General features: G+C 72.6%; 14 protein-coding genes and 1 riboswitch. Of the genes, 8 read left to right on the forward strand and 6 right to left on the reverse strand.

Features of this window, described 5'->3' with window-relative positions; genetic code table 11:
- Positions 1–9: 9 nt before the first annotated feature.
- Entirely contained in the window at positions 10–207 is a 198-nt protein-coding gene (locus O7623_RS24160; RefSeq protein ID WP_282225282.1) for a hypothetical protein, read from the reverse strand.
- A gap of 374 nt (positions 208–581) precedes the next feature.
- Here O7623_RS24160 and O7623_RS24165 point away from each other — a divergent pair, with 374 nt between their 5' ends.
- The 5 genes from O7623_RS24165 to paaN all read left to right on the forward strand — a co-directional run bounded on the left by O7623_RS24165 (position 582) and on the right by paaN (position 6,344).
- The gene (locus tag O7623_RS24165; RefSeq protein WP_282225283.1) at positions 582–842 is read left to right on the forward strand and encodes a hypothetical protein; all 261 of its coding nucleotides are present in this window, start codon (positions 582–584) and stop codon (positions 840–842) included.
- Between the two features lie 22 nt (positions 843–864).
- Positions 865–1,740: an inositol monophosphatase gene (locus O7623_RS24170; RefSeq protein WP_282225284.1), complete on the forward strand. Its 876-nt coding sequence runs from the start codon at positions 865–867 to the stop codon at positions 1,738–1,740.
- Positions 1,741–1,780: 40 nt separating this feature from the next.
- Positions 1,781–1,929, forward strand: a riboswitch (SAM riboswitch).
- A gap of 11 nt (positions 1,930–1,940) precedes the next feature.
- Positions 1,941–3,236, forward strand: coding sequence for a threonine synthase (gene thrC / locus O7623_RS24175; protein ID WP_282225285.1), 1,296 nt, complete (start codon positions 1,941–1,943; stop codon positions 3,234–3,236).
- 356 nt (positions 3,237–3,592) lie between these two features.
- Positions 3,593–4,606, forward strand: a complete 1,014-nt coding sequence (locus O7623_RS24180) for a GNAT family N-acetyltransferase (RefSeq protein WP_282225286.1) — start codon at positions 3,593–3,595, stop codon at positions 4,604–4,606.
- Between the two features lie 61 nt (positions 4,607–4,667).
- Positions 4,668–6,344, forward strand: a complete 1,677-nt coding sequence (gene paaN / locus O7623_RS24185) for a phenylacetic acid degradation protein PaaN (RefSeq protein WP_282225287.1) — start codon at positions 4,668–4,670, stop codon at positions 6,342–6,344.
- Positions 6,345–6,470: 126 nt separating this feature from the next.
- Here paaN and O7623_RS24190 read toward each other — a convergent pair whose 3' ends face one another.
- The 3 genes from O7623_RS24190 to O7623_RS24200 all read right to left on the reverse strand — a co-directional run bounded on the left by O7623_RS24190 (position 6,471) and on the right by O7623_RS24200 (position 8,812).
- Positions 6,471–7,340, reverse strand: a complete 870-nt coding sequence (locus O7623_RS24190; protein WP_282225288.1) for a M28 family peptidase — start codon at positions 7,338–7,340, stop codon at positions 6,471–6,473.
- 94 nt (positions 7,341–7,434) lie between these two features.
- A complete protein-coding gene (locus O7623_RS24195) occupies positions 7,435–7,917 on the reverse strand; it encodes a GNAT family N-acetyltransferase (protein WP_282229533.1) in 483 nt (160 codons plus the stop codon).
- Between the two features lie 76 nt (positions 7,918–7,993).
- Positions 7,994–8,812, reverse strand: a complete 819-nt coding sequence (locus O7623_RS24200; RefSeq protein ID WP_282225289.1) for a serine hydrolase — start codon at positions 8,810–8,812, stop codon at positions 7,994–7,996.
- A gap of 338 nt (positions 8,813–9,150) precedes the next feature.
- Here O7623_RS24200 and O7623_RS24205 point away from each other — a divergent pair, with 338 nt between their 5' ends.
- Positions 9,151–9,354: a cold-shock protein gene (locus O7623_RS24205; protein ID WP_282225290.1), complete on the forward strand. Its 204-nt coding sequence runs from the start codon at positions 9,151–9,153 to the stop codon at positions 9,352–9,354.
- A 414-nt stretch (positions 9,355–9,768) separates the two neighbouring features.
- Entirely contained in the window at positions 9,769–11,391 is a 1,623-nt protein-coding gene (gene groL, locus O7623_RS24210; RefSeq protein ID WP_282225291.1) for a chaperonin GroEL, read from the forward strand.
- Positions 11,392–11,649: 258 nt separating this feature from the next.
- On the opposite strand, the gene O7623_RS24215 is transcribed toward groL, so the two are convergent.
- Together O7623_RS24215 and O7623_RS24220 are read right to left on the reverse strand one after the other, a co-directional pair.
- Entirely contained in the window at positions 11,650–12,681 is a 1,032-nt protein-coding gene (locus O7623_RS24215; RefSeq protein WP_282229534.1) for a GNAT family N-acetyltransferase, read from the reverse strand.
- Positions 12,682–12,743: 62 nt separating this feature from the next.
- Positions 12,744–15,374 (reverse strand): S8 family serine peptidase, encoded by a 2,631-nt coding sequence (locus tag O7623_RS24220; RefSeq protein WP_282225292.1) that lies wholly within the window; start codon positions 15,372–15,374, stop codon positions 12,744–12,746.
- A 35-nt stretch (positions 15,375–15,409) separates the two neighbouring features.
- Between O7623_RS24220 and O7623_RS24225 the strand changes: the two genes are divergently transcribed.
- Positions 15,410–17,245 (forward strand): glycerol-3-phosphate dehydrogenase/oxidase, encoded by a 1,836-nt coding sequence (locus O7623_RS24225; protein WP_282225293.1) that lies wholly within the window; start codon positions 15,410–15,412, stop codon positions 17,243–17,245.
- The last annotated feature ends 12 nt before the right edge of the window (positions 17,246–17,257 follow it).

The raw sequence follows: 17,257 nt of genomic DNA on the forward strand, positions 1-17,257 counted from the left end.
GGGTCGACCTCAGCCGACCCGGAACAGGCCCGGCTCGGGGTCGCGGTCGTCGACGCCGCCCACCGAACCGAGCTGCATGAAGCGTCGGAGTGCGTGCTCGACCGTCGACCCGACGGGTGTGGCGGTGTGCGGTGTCCGCCGTACCCGGGCCGGCCGCCGACGATCCGGCTCGACCCGCGTGCCTCGATGAATGCGACCCTGTCCCACGGCAACTCCGTACCCTCGAGCGTGGTCTGTCCCACACGGTCCGGCCCCACTCTATCGTTGCCGACGGTGATCGTCGAAACATGCCCGCCGCAGCTGGTCGCGCGGCTGTCGTCACGTCGCCGGTGGTGCTGCGGCGCCGGTCGACCGGTGGCGAGAATGCCTTTGCTGACCTGTGTTTTCGGCTGCTCTCCTATGGATAGTGGAACACAGGTGGACCGAGTGGTCGACGCTGCGTCACGAGCGTGGTGGCCGGGTCGTGTCCGGTCACGTCGCGACCGTCTGTTCTCACTATGAGTAATTACCATGCCGGGTCGCGGCGTCGGTCCGGTAGCGTCGTACCGGACGGGACGTCGTCCGATGGGGAGAGTGTGCGCGTGGGTTCGGTCGAAGAGGTCAAGGCGGGGGTCGCCCGGTTCGGTGACGAGCTCGGCCAGCAGGTCGGGGCGATCCGGGCGAGCGCGGAGGCGCTGAGCAGCAGCGGAGCCGCGTTGCGGGCGATCACCAGCGGGTCGAGCCATTCCCAGGTGGCCGAGACGATCGCCAAGGTGGAGCAGGCCAAGCAGAAACTGGCCGAGGCGGCGGCACTGGCGCAGAGCGCGATCGAGTCCAGTCGCGGCTACGCCGCGAGCTTCTGATCCGATGCCGTCACTGGATCCGATGCCGTCACTGGACGACCTGCTGGCGGTCGCCGTGCAGGCGACCGCCCACGGGGCGGAGCTGATGCGGACCCGCGAGCCGGGACGGTTGGCCGGCAAGGGCGACCGGGACTACGCCTCCGAAGTGGACCTCGCGGTGGAGCGGGACCTGCGGGCCCTTCTCGCCGACCGGACCCCGCACATCGGGTTCCTCGGCGAGGAGGAGGGCACCAGCGGTGCCGCGACCGGCGGCGAGCAGTGGGTGCTGGATCCGATCGACGGCACGGTCAACTTCGCGCACGGCGTACCGCTGTGCGGGGTGTCCCTGGCCCTGGTCCGCGACCGCCGCCCAGTGGTCGGGGTGGTCGAGTTGCCGTTCCTGGGCGTCCGCTACACCGCGACCGCCGGTGGTGGCGCGTGGCGCGACGGAGAGCCGATCCGCATCCGGGGTGCGTCGCGGATCTCCGACGCGCTGGCCAACCTCGGTGACTACGGGGTCGGGGCGGGGTCGGGGGAGCGCAACGCCGTCCGGTTCGCGCTCACCAGGCAGGTCGCCCACCGTGCCCTGCGGGTGCGGATGCTCGGATCGGCCGCGATCGACCTGGTCTGGGTCGCCGACGGCCGCACCGACGTGTCGATCACGCTGTCGAACAAGCCGTGGGACATGGCCGCCGGCACCCTCATCGCCCGCGAGGCCGGGGCGGCGGTCGTCGACATCGACGGTACGCCGCACACCCTCGACTCGTCGGCCACGATCGCCGCGCCGCCGCCGCTGCTCGACGAGGTGCTGGCGATGGTCGCGGCTGCGGTGTCGGAAGCCGGTGGTGCGGTGCCGGAGGCCGGGGCGGTGGCACCGAGTGCGGGCTTGCTCACACCTCGGGACGACCAGGTGCCCTGAGCCGCCCACGCCCGTACACTCGCTGGAAGCACAACTTCATACCTCATCCAGAGGGGCAGAGGGACACGGCCCGACGAAGCCCCGGCAACCACCCCGCATGACTCGCTCGGCGACCAGATCGCCTGAGGCCAGCGCGGCAGGTGCCAATTCCGTCCCCGTCGCAACGTGCGGCGCAGGGGAAGATGAGAGGACGGCCTCGCATGACGTCGCTGATCGACGCAACCACCAGCTCCGCCTCCGTCAGCTCCGCCAGCCCGGCGCGGGCGCTGGTCTGCCGTGGCTGCGGCACCGAGTATCCGCTCGCCGCGCAGCACGCGTGTTACGAGTGTTTCGGGCCGCTGGAGGTCGCGTACGACCCGGCGGCCATCGCCCGCGTCACCCGGGCCGACATCGAGGCGGGCCCGGCCAACATCTGGCGGTACGCCCCGCTGCTGCCCGCCGGGCAGGACCCGGCCACCCGGGTCAGCCTGGATCCCGGCTTCACCCCGCTGGTCCCGGCCGCCGCGCTCGCCGCCGAGCTCGGCATCACCGGGTCGCTGTGGGTCAAGGACGACAGCGCGAACCCGACCCATTCGTTCAAGGACCGGGTCGTCTCGGTCGCGCTCACCGCCGCCCGTACGCTCGGTTTCTCCCGGTTCGCCTGCGCCTCGACCGGCAACCTGGCCAACTCGGTGGCCGCCCACGCGGCCCGCGCCGGCGTACCGTCGATCGTCTTCATCCCCGGCGACCTGGAGCCCGGCAAGATCGTCACCACCGCCGTGTACGGCGGGGAGCTGGTCGCGATCGACGGCTCCTACGACGACGTGAACCGGCTCTGCAGTGAGCTGGTGGAGACCGACGAGTTCGCCGACACCGCGTTCGTCAACGTCAACGTGCGGCCCTACTACGCGGAGGGGTCGAAGACTCTCGGCTACGAGGTGGCCGAGCAGCTCGGCTGGCGGATCCCCGAGCAGGTGGTGATCCCGATGGCCAGCGGCGAGCTGCTCACCAAGGTCGACAAGGCCTTCGCCGAGCTGGTCGAGATCGGCCTGGTCGAGGCGCCGGCCAACGGCTGGCGGGTGTTCGGCGCCCAGTCGGCCGGCTGCAACCCGATCGCCACCGCGCTGCACCGCGACACCGACGCGATCGTGCCGGTGAAGCCGACCGGGATCGCCAAGTCGCTCAACATCGGCGACCCGGCGGCCGGGTTGTACGCGCTCGAGGCGGTCCGGCGCACCGGCGGCTGGATGGACTACGCCGACGACGACGAGATCCGCGCCGGGATCCGGCTGCTGGCCCGGACCACCGGGGTGTTCGCCGAGACCGCTGGCGGGGTGACCACGGCGGTGCTGAAGAAGTTGGTCGAATCCGGTCGGCTCGACCCGGCGGCGGAGACGGTCGTCTACAACACCGGTGAGGGTCTGAAGACGATCGACGCGGTGGCCGGGCTGGTCGGGCCGACGCACCGGGTCAAGCCGTCGTTGCGCTCAGTCCGCGAGGCGGGGCTCCTCGGCTGACCGGCTGAACAGCGGTCAATCCCTTGATCGGCCGGTCGGCGTACGCCGACCGGCCGATGTGCTGTGTGCGGTCCGTAGTCAGAGTTTTGCCATAGGTTGAGAAAACACGCCCGCGGGGTCTTGACGACTGCACTTGCACCGCGCAGGATGCTCCGTGCGGGAGGGCGACTTGCCGTAAGGGCCTCGACAGAGCTTGGCAACAATCTCAACCCTGGGGTCCAACGACCAACAGCGCCGGCGGTGCTGTGCGAGCGCCCTCCCGACCAACGTCCGCCCCCGAGTCGCGCGGTCACCGCTCGCGTCGGGTGTCGGTAAATCGGTCGCGCGGGCGGCCCCGCCCCGTCACCCTCGACGGCATGGACATCACCATCACCCCGCTGGATCCCGCCGATCCGACCACTGTCGATCAGGCGTACGGGATCAAAGCCGCCTCGGTTCACGTACCGGACATGCCGCCGTCGTCTCGCCCTTGGTTCGAGGCCACCATCGGCTTCCAGCGCAAGGACGAACGGATCGACCATGCCCTCGCGTACCTCGACGGCACCCCGGTCGGGCTGATCAAGCTCGAGTACCCGCTGCTGGACAACCTGGACAATGCCGGCCTGGACATCCAGGTGCTGCCCGAATACCGGCGGCGCGGCGTGGGGCGGGCACTGTACGCGTACGGGGTGGCGCAGGCCCGCGCCGCCGGCCGGACCCGGATCATGGGGCACTCGGCGGACACCATGCCGGGCGGGGTGGTCCGGGATCCGGCGCCGACCGCCTTCGCACAGTCGCTGGGCGCGAAGTCCGCGCTGGTCGAGGTCCGTCGCCGGCTCGACATCGACACGGTCGACCAGGTCGCCCTCGACGCGCTGCTCGCCGACAGCTGGCCACGGGCCGCCGGCTACGAACTGCTGACCTGGACCGGCGACGTTCCCGACGAGCACGTCGACGACATCGCCTACCTCGACGGCCGGCTGATCACCGACGCGCCAATGGGCGACCTGGCCTGGGAAGCCGAACAGGTCGACGCCGCCCGCATCCGCGAGTTCGAGGCGTTCCGCCGCGCCCAGGGCGTCCGGGGCTACCACGTCGTCGCCCGGCACGTCGACAGCGGGCGGATCGTCGCCTGGACCCACATCACCTGTCCGGCCACGCCCGACTGGCATGCGTTCCAGCAGATCACCATCGTCGATCCGGACCATCGCGGCCACCGGCTCGGGCTGATCGTCAAGATCGAGAACCTGCGGCTGGTGACGCGGCACGAACCGGCGCTGCGCTCCATCGACACCTGGAACGCCGACAGCAACCGCCACATGATCGCCATCAACGAGGCGGTGGGCTACCGGGCCGTCGACATCTGGCACAACTGGCAGCAGACCATCTGAGGCATCCGGTCCGGCTGTCGGTGCTGCCACCCGGCCGGCCGGTTGCGGCATGATGGCGTGCATGACGGAGACCCCGCACCCCCTGTACGTCACGCACGCCGACACCCTGGCCCGTGCGTTGACCGCGATCACCGAACGGGACTACTGGTCGGCGTACCCCGAGTCGCCGAGCCCACGGATCTACGGCGAGCACGCCGCCGACGAGGGCGCCACCGCGTTCCGGGGCTACCTCGGCCAGGACTTCCCGCTGGACCAGGCCAGCGCCACCGGTGGCCCGGTGGCCACCGAGCGCAGCCCGTTCGGCGTCGAACTCGGCGTACGGTATCCGCGCCCCGACGTCGACCAGCTGATCGCCGCCGCCCGCGCGGCGCTGCCCGACTGGCGCGACGCCGGCCCGCGGACCCGGGCCGGGGTCTGTCTGGAGATCCTGGCCCGGTTGCACGCGCACGCCTTCGAGTTGGCCAACGCGGTGCAGTTCACCACCGGCCAGGCGTTCGTGATGGCCTTCCAGGCGGGCGCGACGCACGCCTTCGACCGGGCGTTGGAGGCGGTGGCGTACGCGTACGCCGAGATGACCCGCCACCCGTCCAGCGCCGACTGGGAGAAACCGGCCGGCCGGGGCGATCCGCTACGGATGACCAAGACGTACCACGTGGTGCCGCGCGGTGTCGCCCTGGTGATCGGCTGCCGCACCTTCCCGACCTGGAACTCCTACCCGGGTCTGTTCGCCTCCCTGGTCACCGGCAATCCGGTGGTCGTCAAGCCGCACCCGGGCGCGGTGCTGCCGCTGGCGATCACCGTGCGGTACGCCCGGCAGGTGCTCACCGAGGCCGGCTTCGACCCGGACCTGGTGCAGCTGGCCGCCGAAGCGCCGGACGACCGGCTGGCGACCGTCCTCGCCACCCACCCGCAGGTGCGCATCGTCGACTTCACCGGCTCCACCGAGTACGGCGACTGGCTGGAGGCCAACGCCCGGCAGGCCAGCGTCTACACCGAGAAGGCCGGCGTCAACACGGTCATCGTCGACTCCACGGCGGACTTCGCCGGCATGTGCCGCAACCTCGCCTTCTCCCTGTCGCTCTACAGCGGACAGATGTGCACCACCCCGCAGAACATCCTGGTGCCCGCCGACGGCATCGACACCGACCAGGGGCACAAGAGCCTGGACGAGGTGGCCGCCGGCATCGCCACCGCGATCGGCAAACTGACCGGCGACCCGGGCCGCGCGGTCGAGATCATCGGGGCGATCGGCGACGACGGCGTACTGCAGCGGCTCGCCGACGCCACGAAGCTGGGTGAGCCGGTCCTGGAGTCCCGCGAACTCGTCCACCCGGCCCACCCGGACGCGGTGGTCCGTACCCCGCTGCTGGTCAAGCTGGACGCGGCGGCCGAGGAGACCTACGGCCGGGAGTGGTTCGGGCCGGTGGCCTTCGTCGTCGCCACCGCCTCGACCGCGCAGAGCATCGAGATCTTCCGGCGGACCGTCGGTGCCCGGGGTGGACTGACCGCCGGCGTCCACTCGACCGACGAGCGGGTGCTCGACGAGGTCGAGGCGGCGGCGGTCGACGTCGGCGTGCACCTGTCGACCAACCTCACCGGCGGCGTGTTCGTCAACCAGTCGGCGGCGTTCTCCGACTTCCACGCCACCGGTGCCAACGCCGCCGGAAACGCGGCGTTGACCGACGGGGCGTACGTCGCCGGCCGGTTCCGCATCGTCCAGTCCCGTCGGCACCGCTGAGCCGCCCGCCCGGCGTCGACCGTCCCGTGCAGGCCTGGTAGGCCGGCGGATCGTTCCGTGCAGCGTGATCGGCCGGCGGATCGTTCCGTGCAGCGTGATCGGCCGGCGGATCGCCCCGCCGGCCGGTCAGCGCGAGAGCGTGCGTACCGCGTCGGTGACCGCCGTCGCCACCGCCGCCGCGAAACCCAGGTCGAGCGTGTCCACGGTGTCGGTCGACCGGTGGTAGTGCGGGTTGCGGAAGTCGGCGGTGTCGCTGACCATCACGGCGAGCAGCCCGGCGTCCCAGTACGGCACGTGGTCGCTGCGGGCGACGTCGCCGCCCTGCCGCCGGGGCACCGGCAGCGGCACCACCGGCAGGGACGGCTCCTGGACCCAGCCGGCGGCCTGGAAGGCGGCCAACCACTGGCTGGACTCGATGCTGCCCACCACGGCGACGAAGTCGCCCCGGTCGAGCCCGTCGACGCCGCGTAGCCCGTCGCGCAGCCCTGCCGGGATCCGCTGACTGCCCACGGTGGCGTCGCGGTAGCCGATCATCTCCAGCACGACCGCCCCGGCGACGTGTACGCCGTCGCCGCCCAGCCGGGCGACGTGCGCCCGGCTCCCGGTGAACGGCACGTCGTCCTCCTCACCGCCGAACAGACAGAACCGGGGACGCCGGGTCGGCGGGTCGGCGGCCAGCACCCGGGCGATCTCCAGCAGCCCGGCCACGCCGCTGGCGTTGTCGTCGGCCCCCGGGCTGCCGGCCACCGTGTCCCAGTGGGCGCAGACCTCGACGATCGGCCCGTCGGCCGGCCGGCCCGCGTCGGCGATCAGGTTGACCTCGTGCGGGGCGTCGCCGTACCGCTCGACGACCACCCGGTGACCGGAATCCGACAGACGTCCGGTCAGGTAGTCGAGGACCGGGCCGGTCGCGGCCGGGTTGGTGTGATGTCGCGGCCCGTGCCGGGTCAGCTCCGAGATGTGGGTACGCAGCGCCGCGGCGCTGATGATCGTCACCCGACCCTGTGTACCAACCGGGATCCACCGCCTCGGGTGGTGCCGGTCAGCCCGTCGGTGCGGGTGCCGTCGGGGCCGCCGCCGCAGGTGCCGGTCAGGCCGGGCGTCGCATCTGCAGCTCGGTCATGTCCGGCAGCGTCGGGTGCGGCAGGCGGACCCCGGTGTCGGTGAACCCGAGCCGCTGGTACGCCCGCAGTGCCCGGTCGTTGCCGACCACCACCTCCAGCAGCAGCTCCGGCCGGCCCGCCGTACGCGACCAGTCGGCGACCGCGTCGAGCAGGGCACCGAGCAGACCCTGCCCGCGCCAGGGCGGGCTGACGTAGACGGCGTACAGCACGGTGGTCGCCGGATCGTCGCTGGCGGCGTGCGCCCCGACGTGTGCCACGAACCGGCCGCCGGTGCGTCGCTGGGCCGGCCCGGCGGCGGCCTCCGCGACGAACTGGGCCAGCGTGGTGCCGGTGGCGGCGCGGGCGACCCGGGCGGCGTACTCGTCGTGGGGGCGGGCGGCCGCGTCGGCGAGGGTCTCGAGGTACGCCAGCGGCGAGTCGGCCAGCATCTCCAACCGCAGCGCCCGCATCCGCCCGGCGTCGTCGGGACCGATCCGGCGTACCGTCGCTGTGCCTGTCGCTACCTCGTTCACGGGTATCTGCTTATCAGGCCACCAGCAGTAGCGCCGCACCGAGTTGCCGGCAGAAGCCGACGCCGTGGTCGAACCCCTGCTCGCCGGGGTAGCGGGCCAGCGCGCCGATCACCCAGTGCTCACCGATCGCCAGGCAGCTGATGTGCCACAGGTCGTCCTCGTCGCGCAGCAGCCAGCCGTTCTTGATGGCGACGGTGGCGGCGTACTCGGGGGTGAGGGCGTCGCGGGGACCGAAGTCGCCCTCGCCGCGTACCGCGCGCATCTCGCCGAGCAGCCACGGGGTCCACTGCGGCCCGGCGGCCCGGCCGTCGGCGATGCACCGGCCGAGCCGGGCGAGGTCGCGGGCGGAGACGACGGTGTTGCTCCACCGGTCGAGGACCGGGGCGGTGTCGGTCAGGCCGCAGATGCGCACCATCCGGTGAATCGAGTCCTCGCCGCCGACCCGGGCGTAGGTGGCGTCCGCGCCCGGGTTGTCGCTGTCGCGGATGATCGCGGACAGCTCGGCCAGTCGCGGGGCGCGGGGCAGCAGTCCCTGCTCGTCGGCGCGGCGCAGGTCGTCGGCGGCCAGCCAGGCCTTGATCAGGGACATGGTGTCGCTCTGCGCGGTGTAGTTGGCCGACCCGGTGAGCAGCCCGGTGCGCCGGTTCAGGGCGGCCCAGGAGTAGAACCCGTCGTCGGGCAGGGTCACTTCGCCGTCGCGCAGCAGGACGGTCCGCAGGTCGTCGCCGGGCACCGTCCAGCCGGGCTGGCGGGGTGGCGGCGTACCGGCGTCTCCGGGCAGGGCGCCGGTGAACGCCGAGAGCACGACGAGCAGGCCGATGCCGGCGGCCACCGGGTGTCGTTGGCCACCGCGTCGGTGGTCGTGTCGTGGGGCCGCGCGATCCGGTCGGCGGGCCGCGCGGGCACCGGCGGCGCGGTGCCGCCCGGACCTCACGTTCTGCGGTGTACGGAACACACGTGGTCAACGACAGGTGGGGTCAGTGGGACGTGAACGCGATCTAATGTCCCTATTTGGGGTAGTGCAGTGCCGTCGTGCCTCGTGTAGCGTGCGATTTCGGTCGCTCTGTTCGCGCGCCGCTACTCAGCGTTCGGGCGGGCGACCGGGTAGGCGAGTCACGCCTGCCCAGGGCCGGCAGGAGGCCCGGCGCGACAGAAGTGAGGAAGTGCACCGTGGCACAGGGCACCGTGAAGTGGTTCAACAGCGAAAAGGGCTACGGCTTCATCGCGGTCGACGGAGGTCAGGACGTCTTCGTCCATTTCTCCGCGATCGAGATGGACGGCTACAAGGCGCTCGAAGACGGCCAGCGGGTCGAGTTCGAGGTCGGCCAGGGCCAGAAGGGTCCGCAGGCCGAACGGGTCCGACTCATCGGCTGATCACCGGGGGCGTCGACGCGGCGCCACCCGGTCACACCACACGTCCGTACCTGTCAGGGCGTCGGTCTCCTCGCGGAGCCGGCGCCTTTTTTCGTGCGCGGGCCGCGCGCGCCGGCCGGTGCGGTCCTCTCGTCGGAGGTGCCGGCAACCCGCCGTTCGCTTGCACTCGACAGGGGAGAGTGCTAAACAAGGATTGGCACTCGCCAACCGGGAGTGCCAATGGTCGGGGCGGTGGGGCCACCACCGCGGTTCCCTGGAGCGGAGCCGTGGGGGCTGGCCGGTCGTCGCGGGCTATCCGGCCCGGCCGGCGGACGTCACTGTCGCCAGGTAGTGACGTCCGAAGGTGCGTAAAGCAGGCGGCATATCGGAGCCGACCGGCTCCGATGCCGCGAGCGTCCAGGAGGACAACGCCGTATGGCCAAGATGATCGCGTTCGACGAAGAGGCGCGCCGCGGCCTCGAGCGGGGCATGAACACCCTCGCCGACGCCGTCAAGGTGACGCTCGGCCCCAAGGGCCGCAACGTCGTGCTCGAAAAGAAGTGGGGTGCCCCCACCATCACCAACGATGGTGTGAGCATCGCCAAGGAGATCGAGCTCGAGGACCCGTACGAGAAGATCGGCGCTGAGCTGGTCAAGGAGGTCGCCAAGAAGACCGACGACGTGGCCGGTGACGGCACGACGACGGCGACCGTCCTGGCCCAGGCGCTGGTCCGCGAAGGCCTGCGCAACGTCGCGGCCGGCGCGAACCCGATGGCCCTGAAGCGGGGCATCGAGGCTGCCGTGGCCAACGTCTCGGAGGAGCTGAGCAAGCTCGCCAAGGACGTGGAGACCAAGGAGCAGATCGCCTCCACCGCGTCGATCTCGGCCGGGGACTCCAGCGTCGGCGAGATCATCGCCGAGGCGATGGACAAGGTCGGCAAGGAAGGCGTCATCACCGTCGAGGAGAGCAACACCTTCGGCCTGGAGCTGGAGCTCACCGAGGGTATGCGCTTCGACAAGGGCTACATCTCGCCCTACTTCTGGACCGACCCGGAGCGGATGGAGGCCGTCCTCGACGACCCCTACATCCTGATCGTCAACAGCAAGATCTCCTCGGTCAAGGACCTGCTCCCGATCCTGGAGAAGATCATGCAGTCGGGCAAGCCGCTGCTGATCATCGCCGAGGACGTCGAGGGCGAGGCCCTGGCCACCCTGATCGTCAACAAGGTGCGCGGCACCTTCAAGTCGGTTGCCGTCAAGGCCCCCGGCTTCGGCGACCGCCGCAAGGCGATGCTGACCGACATCTCGATCCTCACCGGCGGCCAGGTCGTCAGCGAGGAGCTGGGCCTCAAGCTCGACGCGGTGACCCTCGACATGCTGGGCCGTGCCCGCAAGGTCCAGGTCACCAAGGACGAGACCACGGTCGTCGACGGTGCCGGTGACGCCGAGCAGATCCAGGGCCGGGTGAACCAGATCCGGGCCGAGATCGAGAAGAGCGACTCCGACTACGACCGCGAGAAGCTGCAGGAGCGGCTGGCCAAGCTGGCCGGTGGCGTTGCGGTGATCAAGGTCGGCGCCGCCACCGAGGTGGAGCTCAAGGAGCGCAAGCACCGCATCGAGGACGCGGTGCGCAACGCCAAGGCCGCCGTCGAGGAGGGCATCGTCCCCGGTGGTGGTGTCGCCCTGGTGCAGGCCGGCAAGACCGCCTTCGACAAGCTCGACCTGGTCGGCGACGAGGCGACCGGCGCGCAGATCGTCAAGATCGCGCTGGACGCCCCGCTGCGGCAGATCGCCGTCAACGCCGGCCTCGAGGGCGGCGTCGTGGTGGAGAAGGTCCGCAACCTGGAGCCGGGCCACGGCCTCAACGCCGCCAACGGCGAGTACGTGGACCTGCTCAAGGCCGGCATCATCGACCCGGCCAAGGTGACCCGGTCGGCGCTGCAGAACGCCTCGTCGATCGCCGCGCTGTTCCTGACCACCGAGGCTGTGGTGGCGGACAAGCCGGAGAAGAACCCGGCCCCGGCGGGTGCGCCGGGCGGCGGCGAGATGGACTTCTGAGTTCAGCTCGACAGCTCGACATCGACCGCAGGGGCGGTCACCGGTGAGGGTCTACCTCTGCCGGTGACCGCCCCTGCGGCCTGTCTGCCTATCCCCCCGGATCTACCCCCCGGATCTATCCCCACCCCGATGATCGCCCCCATGATCGCCGCGATCTTGCAGTTATCGCGAAGAAATGTCCGATATGTTCCGCGATAAGTGCAAGATCGTCGAGATCTTGGGCGGGTGGTGGGCGGGGGTGGGTGGACGGGAGTCGGGTCAGAGCTGTTTGCGGTACAGGAAGAAGACCCGCTCGATGCGGGCACCGGCGGCCGAGGCGTAGAACGGCACCGGGCCCACCCAGCCGATCTCGACCTGGAGATGACCGGCCGCCCGCTGCTCCTGCAGGCACCGCCGCAGCAGCAACGCGCCGATACCCAGACCCTGCGCCGTCGGTGCCGTCCCCATCGGGCCGAACCAGCTGGGCCGCGACGAGCCGTACGCGGCGAAGCCGAGCACCTCGACGGGGCCGTCGCCGACAGCGGAGGCAGTAGCAGTAGCAGTAGCGGCGGAAGCAGTAGCAGTAGCGGCGGTGGCAGTGGCAGTGGCAGTGGCGGGGTCACGGACCGCCAGATGGCAGCCGGCCCCGGCGCGCCCCACCGACTGGGCCACCTCGGCAGCCCACGCGTCGCCGAACGTGGTCCGGGTGAACGCCACCAACGCCGGTACGTCGGCGGCGGTGGCCCGGCGTACGGTGATGCCGGCCGCCGCCAGCCGCTGCTGCGCCGCGTCGGTGTCCCGCAGCGCCGGGGAATCCGTGGCGGACAGGTCGGCGGTCATGTTCCAGGCGGTCCGGTCCTGCTGGTAGCCGCACGCCATCGCCAGGCAGACCGCCGGGGTGTACCGCACGTCCACGCCCGGCCAGGCGTAGTACGGCGGGTTGCCGGCGAGCAGCACCTCAGTGGCGCCCCGCGCGGCCAACGCGCTCTCCGCCCGGCTCAGCAGCGCCCGACCCAGGCCGTGGCGGCGAAGATCCGGGTGTACGGCGATCAGGTCGACGTGCCCCACCGCCGGGTCCCGGTGCGCCAACGAACCCAGCACCACGCCCCGTACCGTCTGGTCGACCAGGGCGACCAGGGCGACGGTCCGGCGGCGGCTGAGCCCGGCGGCGTCATCGGCGGCCAGCGCGGGCGGTGCCGGGTGCAGCCGGTCGATGATCTGGGCGGCCTCGGCGGCGTCGGCGGGCAGGTCGAGCGCGTGGCGGCACAGCTCGACGACCGCTGACCGGTGCCGGTCGGTCAGTTCCTCGATGGTGAACCCGGGTGACGCAGCGTCCTGACCCGAGGATGTGTCGCGTTCCACGACCGTCGACCTTAACCGGCTGCCTGCGCGGCCTGGACCGCGGCGTAGGCGTCGACCAGCCCGGCTCCGGTCAGGTTCGCCCGGTCCCCGCAAGGGTCGGCGAACCCGGTCGACGCGTCGCCGGCGGTCTGCCGCAGGATTTCGTCGGTGCGCTCCAGGTCGCCGATCAGCGCGGGGTTGGCCGACCACATCAGCGCCACCACGCCGGCGACGTGCGGTGCCGCCATCGACGTGCCGTCGAGGGCCGCGTACCCGCCGCCGGGCATCGCCGACAGCACCGCCGCGCCGGGGGCGACCAGGTCCGGCTTGACGTCGCCCTGCGGCGCCGGTCCCCGGCTGGAAAACTCGGTCACCGTACGGTCGCTGTCGACCGCGCCGACGGTCAGCACGTCGGCGTACGGGGCCGGTGGGTCGTCGACCGAGCCGCAGAACGGGCCGGTGTTGCCGGCGGCGGCCACCACCATCAGCCCGGCGGCGGCGAGCGCCTGCGTCGCCGGAGCCAGTGAGGTCAGGTCGCAGCCTTCCAGCTCGGGGCAGCCCCACGAGTTCGTCAGCACGTGCGGTGCCCGCTCCGGTCGCCCGTCGCGCAGCGGATCCCCGCCGGCCGGGAACGGTGCCAGCATGAACTGCAGGCAGTCCAGGTAGCGGGCCGGGTTGCCGAGGTTGCGGTCGAGGTTGACGCAGCCCACCCAGGAGGCGCCGGGGGCCACCCCGATGGAGGTGTCACCGACCGCCGAGCCGAGCGTGTGGGTGCCGTGCCCGTTGTTGTCGGTCGGCGTACGGGTGTCGTTCCACGGGTCGTACCAGGAGTCCTCGCCGCCCCGGAACCCCTCGGCCAGCGCCGGATGCGCACCGTCCACTCCGGAGTCAGAGGAGCCGACGACGATCCCGGCCCCGTCGACGTCGAGCTCGGACCAGACGCGGTCGGCGCCGAGCATCGTGATGTTCCACTGCGGCGTCTGCGGGGCCGGTTCGTCGCCGCCGTCGCCGGAGACCGGGGCGGGCAGCGGCCGCAGCTGCGGGCTGAGCAGCACCCGGTCGACGTCGGCCCGGCGCGACAACCACGCCCGTACCGCCGCTCCGCCGTCCACCTCGATCGCGTTGACCAGGTAGTACGGGGTGTACGACAGGCCCCAGCGGTCGAGGTCGGCCCGCAGGTCGGCCTGGCTGGACTCGGCAGTGTCGACCAGCCGGCGGTAGACCTCGCCGATCCGGGCGTCGCGGCCGGCCGGCCCGGTGGACCGGGTCACGTCGGACAGGTCGGCCTGTTCGCGCAGCACCACGAAGAGGCGTTCGCCGTACAGGCCGGGTTGCCCGGCGGTGAGGTACACCGCCGTACCGGTCGCTGCCAGGACCGCGACCAGTACGGCCGCGACGATCCGGCGCGGCCGCGAGGCTCCGGCCGGCGAGGCTCCGGCCGGCGCGCTGCCCAGCCGCCCGGCGCCGGCCCGGCCGAGTCCGACGCCGAGGATCAGACTGAGTACGACGCCGAGCGCCCACGCCACGCCGGCTCCGACCGCCGCCCAGAACGGCAGGTCCCGGCCGATCAGCAGCAGGGAGATCTCCTCGCCGTCGAGGAAGGCGAGCGGTCCGACGACGGTCGACCCGACCAGTACGCCGACCGGGGCGCTGCCGGCCAGGCTGCTGCCGGCCCGATCGGTGCCTGCTGCGTCGCCGCCGGCCGACTCGCCGCCGGCCGACTCGCCGCCGGCCGACTCGGCGCCGGTCCGGCGGGTGGCCCAGACGATCGCGGCGGCGGCGTAGCCGATCGGCGGCACGGCCAGCAGGGCGACCAGCTGCACCCCGGGCTGGCCGACCCCGGCGGCGAGCAGTGCCAGGCCGACCCCGGCGACCGTGCCGCCGGCCAGCACGGTCCGTACCGCTGACGGGCCGCGCGCGGTGTCGCCGATCGCCGACCAGTAGCCGGGCGGTAGCAGTTCGACGGCGTACCAGCCGACGGCGGCCGCCGCGACGAGCGCCAGCACGGTCTCCATGGCCCCGCCGAGCGCACCGAGCCAGAGCCAGGGGACCAGCATGACCAGCCCGGCCGCGACGGCGATCAGTGTCGGCGTCAGCCGGTCCCGCCCGGCGGCCGGTTCCGGCGCGGCCCCGGCGGCGGCTTCGGTCTCGGCCCCGGCTTCAGTGGCCCCGGCTTCAGCGGCGGCGGCTTCAGCGGTGGCGGTGCGGCGGCGTAACGCCCGCAGCAGCAGTGCGCCACCGGCGGCCAGCGCGGCGAGTAGCAGCAGGTACAGCTCGTGCCGCGCGCCGGGAAGCGCCCGGATCAGCCCGAACCCGGCGAGCGCGAACGCGCCGACCAGCCAGGCGCGGCCGGTGGCCCGGACCGCCGTCGACCGGGGGACCAGGGCCAGCAGCATCGCCGGCACCCCGACCAGCAGCGCGTTGCCGAGACCGATCAGCGGCCAGACGACCGCCGGCCGGGGCAGGCCGCTGGCGAGCAGGACCTGGTCGGTGAGCCAGCCGCCGGCCTGCGCCAGCACGGTGACGCCCAGTGACCAGAGCCCGACGGCGACGGCGGCGATCACCGGCCACGGGCCCGGGGCGGGGGCTGGCGCCGGGTAGGGCGAGACCGGGTAGGGGTGGCCGGGGAAGGGGTGTCCGGGAAATCCGGGGGCCTGCGACATGCTCGCCACGATAGGCGGGCGGTTACCGTGGACGGGTGCGTGACCCTGCCGTTTCCCGGTATGCCGCCGGCCAGCTGTCCGTGACCCGCCGCGCCGCCGACCTGCGTCGGCTGCGTAGTGAGCGGTTCGACGTCCTGGTGATCGGCGGTGGCGTGACCGGCGCCGGTGCCGCCCTGGACGCCGCCTCCCGTGGTCTGAAGGTCGCCCTGATCGAGGCGCGTGACTACGCCGCCGGCACCTCCAGCCGGTCCAGCAAACTGATCCACGGCGGCCTGCGCTACCTGGAGCAGTTGGAGCTGGGCCTGGTCCACGAGGCGCTCACTGAGCGTGGCCTGCTGGCCACCCGGATCGCGCCGCATCTGGTCCGGCCGGTGCCGATCCTGGTGCCGTTGCCGCACGGCGACGCCGCCGGGGTGCGGGCGCTGCCCGGCCGGGCCTGGCGGCGGGCCTACTACGGGGCGGGTGTCGCCGCGTACGACGTGTTCGCCGGCGTCTTCGGCGGCGGCCGGGGCATGCCGCTGCACCAGCACCTGTCCCGCGAAGGGGCCCGGCGGGTCTTCCCGAGCCTGCGGCCGGACGTGGTGGCCGGCGCGATCCGCTACTACGACGGCCAGGTCGACGACGCCCGGCTGGTCGTGACGCTGGCCCGTACCGCCGCGAGTCTGGGCGCGGCCACGGTGACCAGCGCCCGCGTCGTCGGCCTGCTGCGGCAGGCCCGCGAGGTGACCGGGGTCCGGGTGCGGGACATGGAGGCCCGGCCCGGGGATCCGGACGCCGAGTTCGAGGTACGGGCCCGCACCGTGATCGCGGCCACCGGGGTGTGGAGCGACGACGTGTCGCGGATGCTCGGCGACGTCGGGGTCCGGCCTGGTCTGCGGGTACGGGCGTCGAAGGGCGTGCACCTGGTGGTGCCCCGGTCGGCGATCACCGGTGAGGCGGGGCTGATCCTGCGTACCGCCACGTCGGTGTTGTTCGTGCTCCCCTGGGGCGGGCACTGGATCATCGGCACCACGGACACCGACTGGCGGCTCGACCGGTCGCACCCGGCGGCCTCGGACCGTGACATCGGCTACCTGCTGGACCAGGTGAACACGGTGCTGGACCGGCCGTTGACGCCGCGCGACATCGAGGGCGTGTACGCCGGGCTGCGACCGCTGCTGGCCGGCGAGGCGGACTCCACGTCGCGGCTGTCCCGGGAGCACGCGGTGGTCGAGCCGATGCTCGGGCTGCTGCTGGTGGCCGGCGGCAAGTACACGACGTACCGGGTGATGGCCGCCGACGTGGTGGACCGGGCGGCGGCCCGGCTCGGGGTGACCCGGCCGTCGCGGACCGCGCAGCTGCCGCTGCTCGGCGCGGACGGCTACACCGCCATGTGGCGGGACCGGGCGGACGTGGCCCGCCGCAACGGCGTACCGGTCGGGGTGTTGGAGCATCTGCTGGAGCGGTACGGCACCCTCGCGGTGGAGCTGCTGGCGCTGATCCGGGACGATCCGCTGCTGGCCAGCCCGGTCTCCGGGGCCCCGGAGTACCTGGCCGCCGAGATCGCGTACGCCGCCCGCGCCGAGGGCGCGCTGCACCTGGACGACGTGCTGACCCGGCGGACCCGGATCTCGATCGAGACGCCGCACCGGGGGGACGACTCGGCCGAGCACACCGCTGAGGTGATGGGCCGGGCGCTCGGCTGGGACGACGCGGTCCGGGCCCGGGAGGTGGAGCACTACCAGGCGCGGGTGGCGGCCGAGTTGCAGTCGCAGCGGATGCCGGACGACGCGACGGCGGACGCGGCCCGGCTCGGTGCCGCCGACGTGCGGGGCTTCGCCGCCGACCGGGGTGTGGACTGGCCGACGGACACCGGCATCGCCACCGGCTGAACGGGTCGGGAT

It is taken from the genome of Solwaraspora sp. WMMD791, assembly GCF_029581195.1.
Taxonomy (GTDB): Bacteria; Actinomycetota; Actinomycetes; order Mycobacteriales; family Micromonosporaceae; genus Micromonospora_E.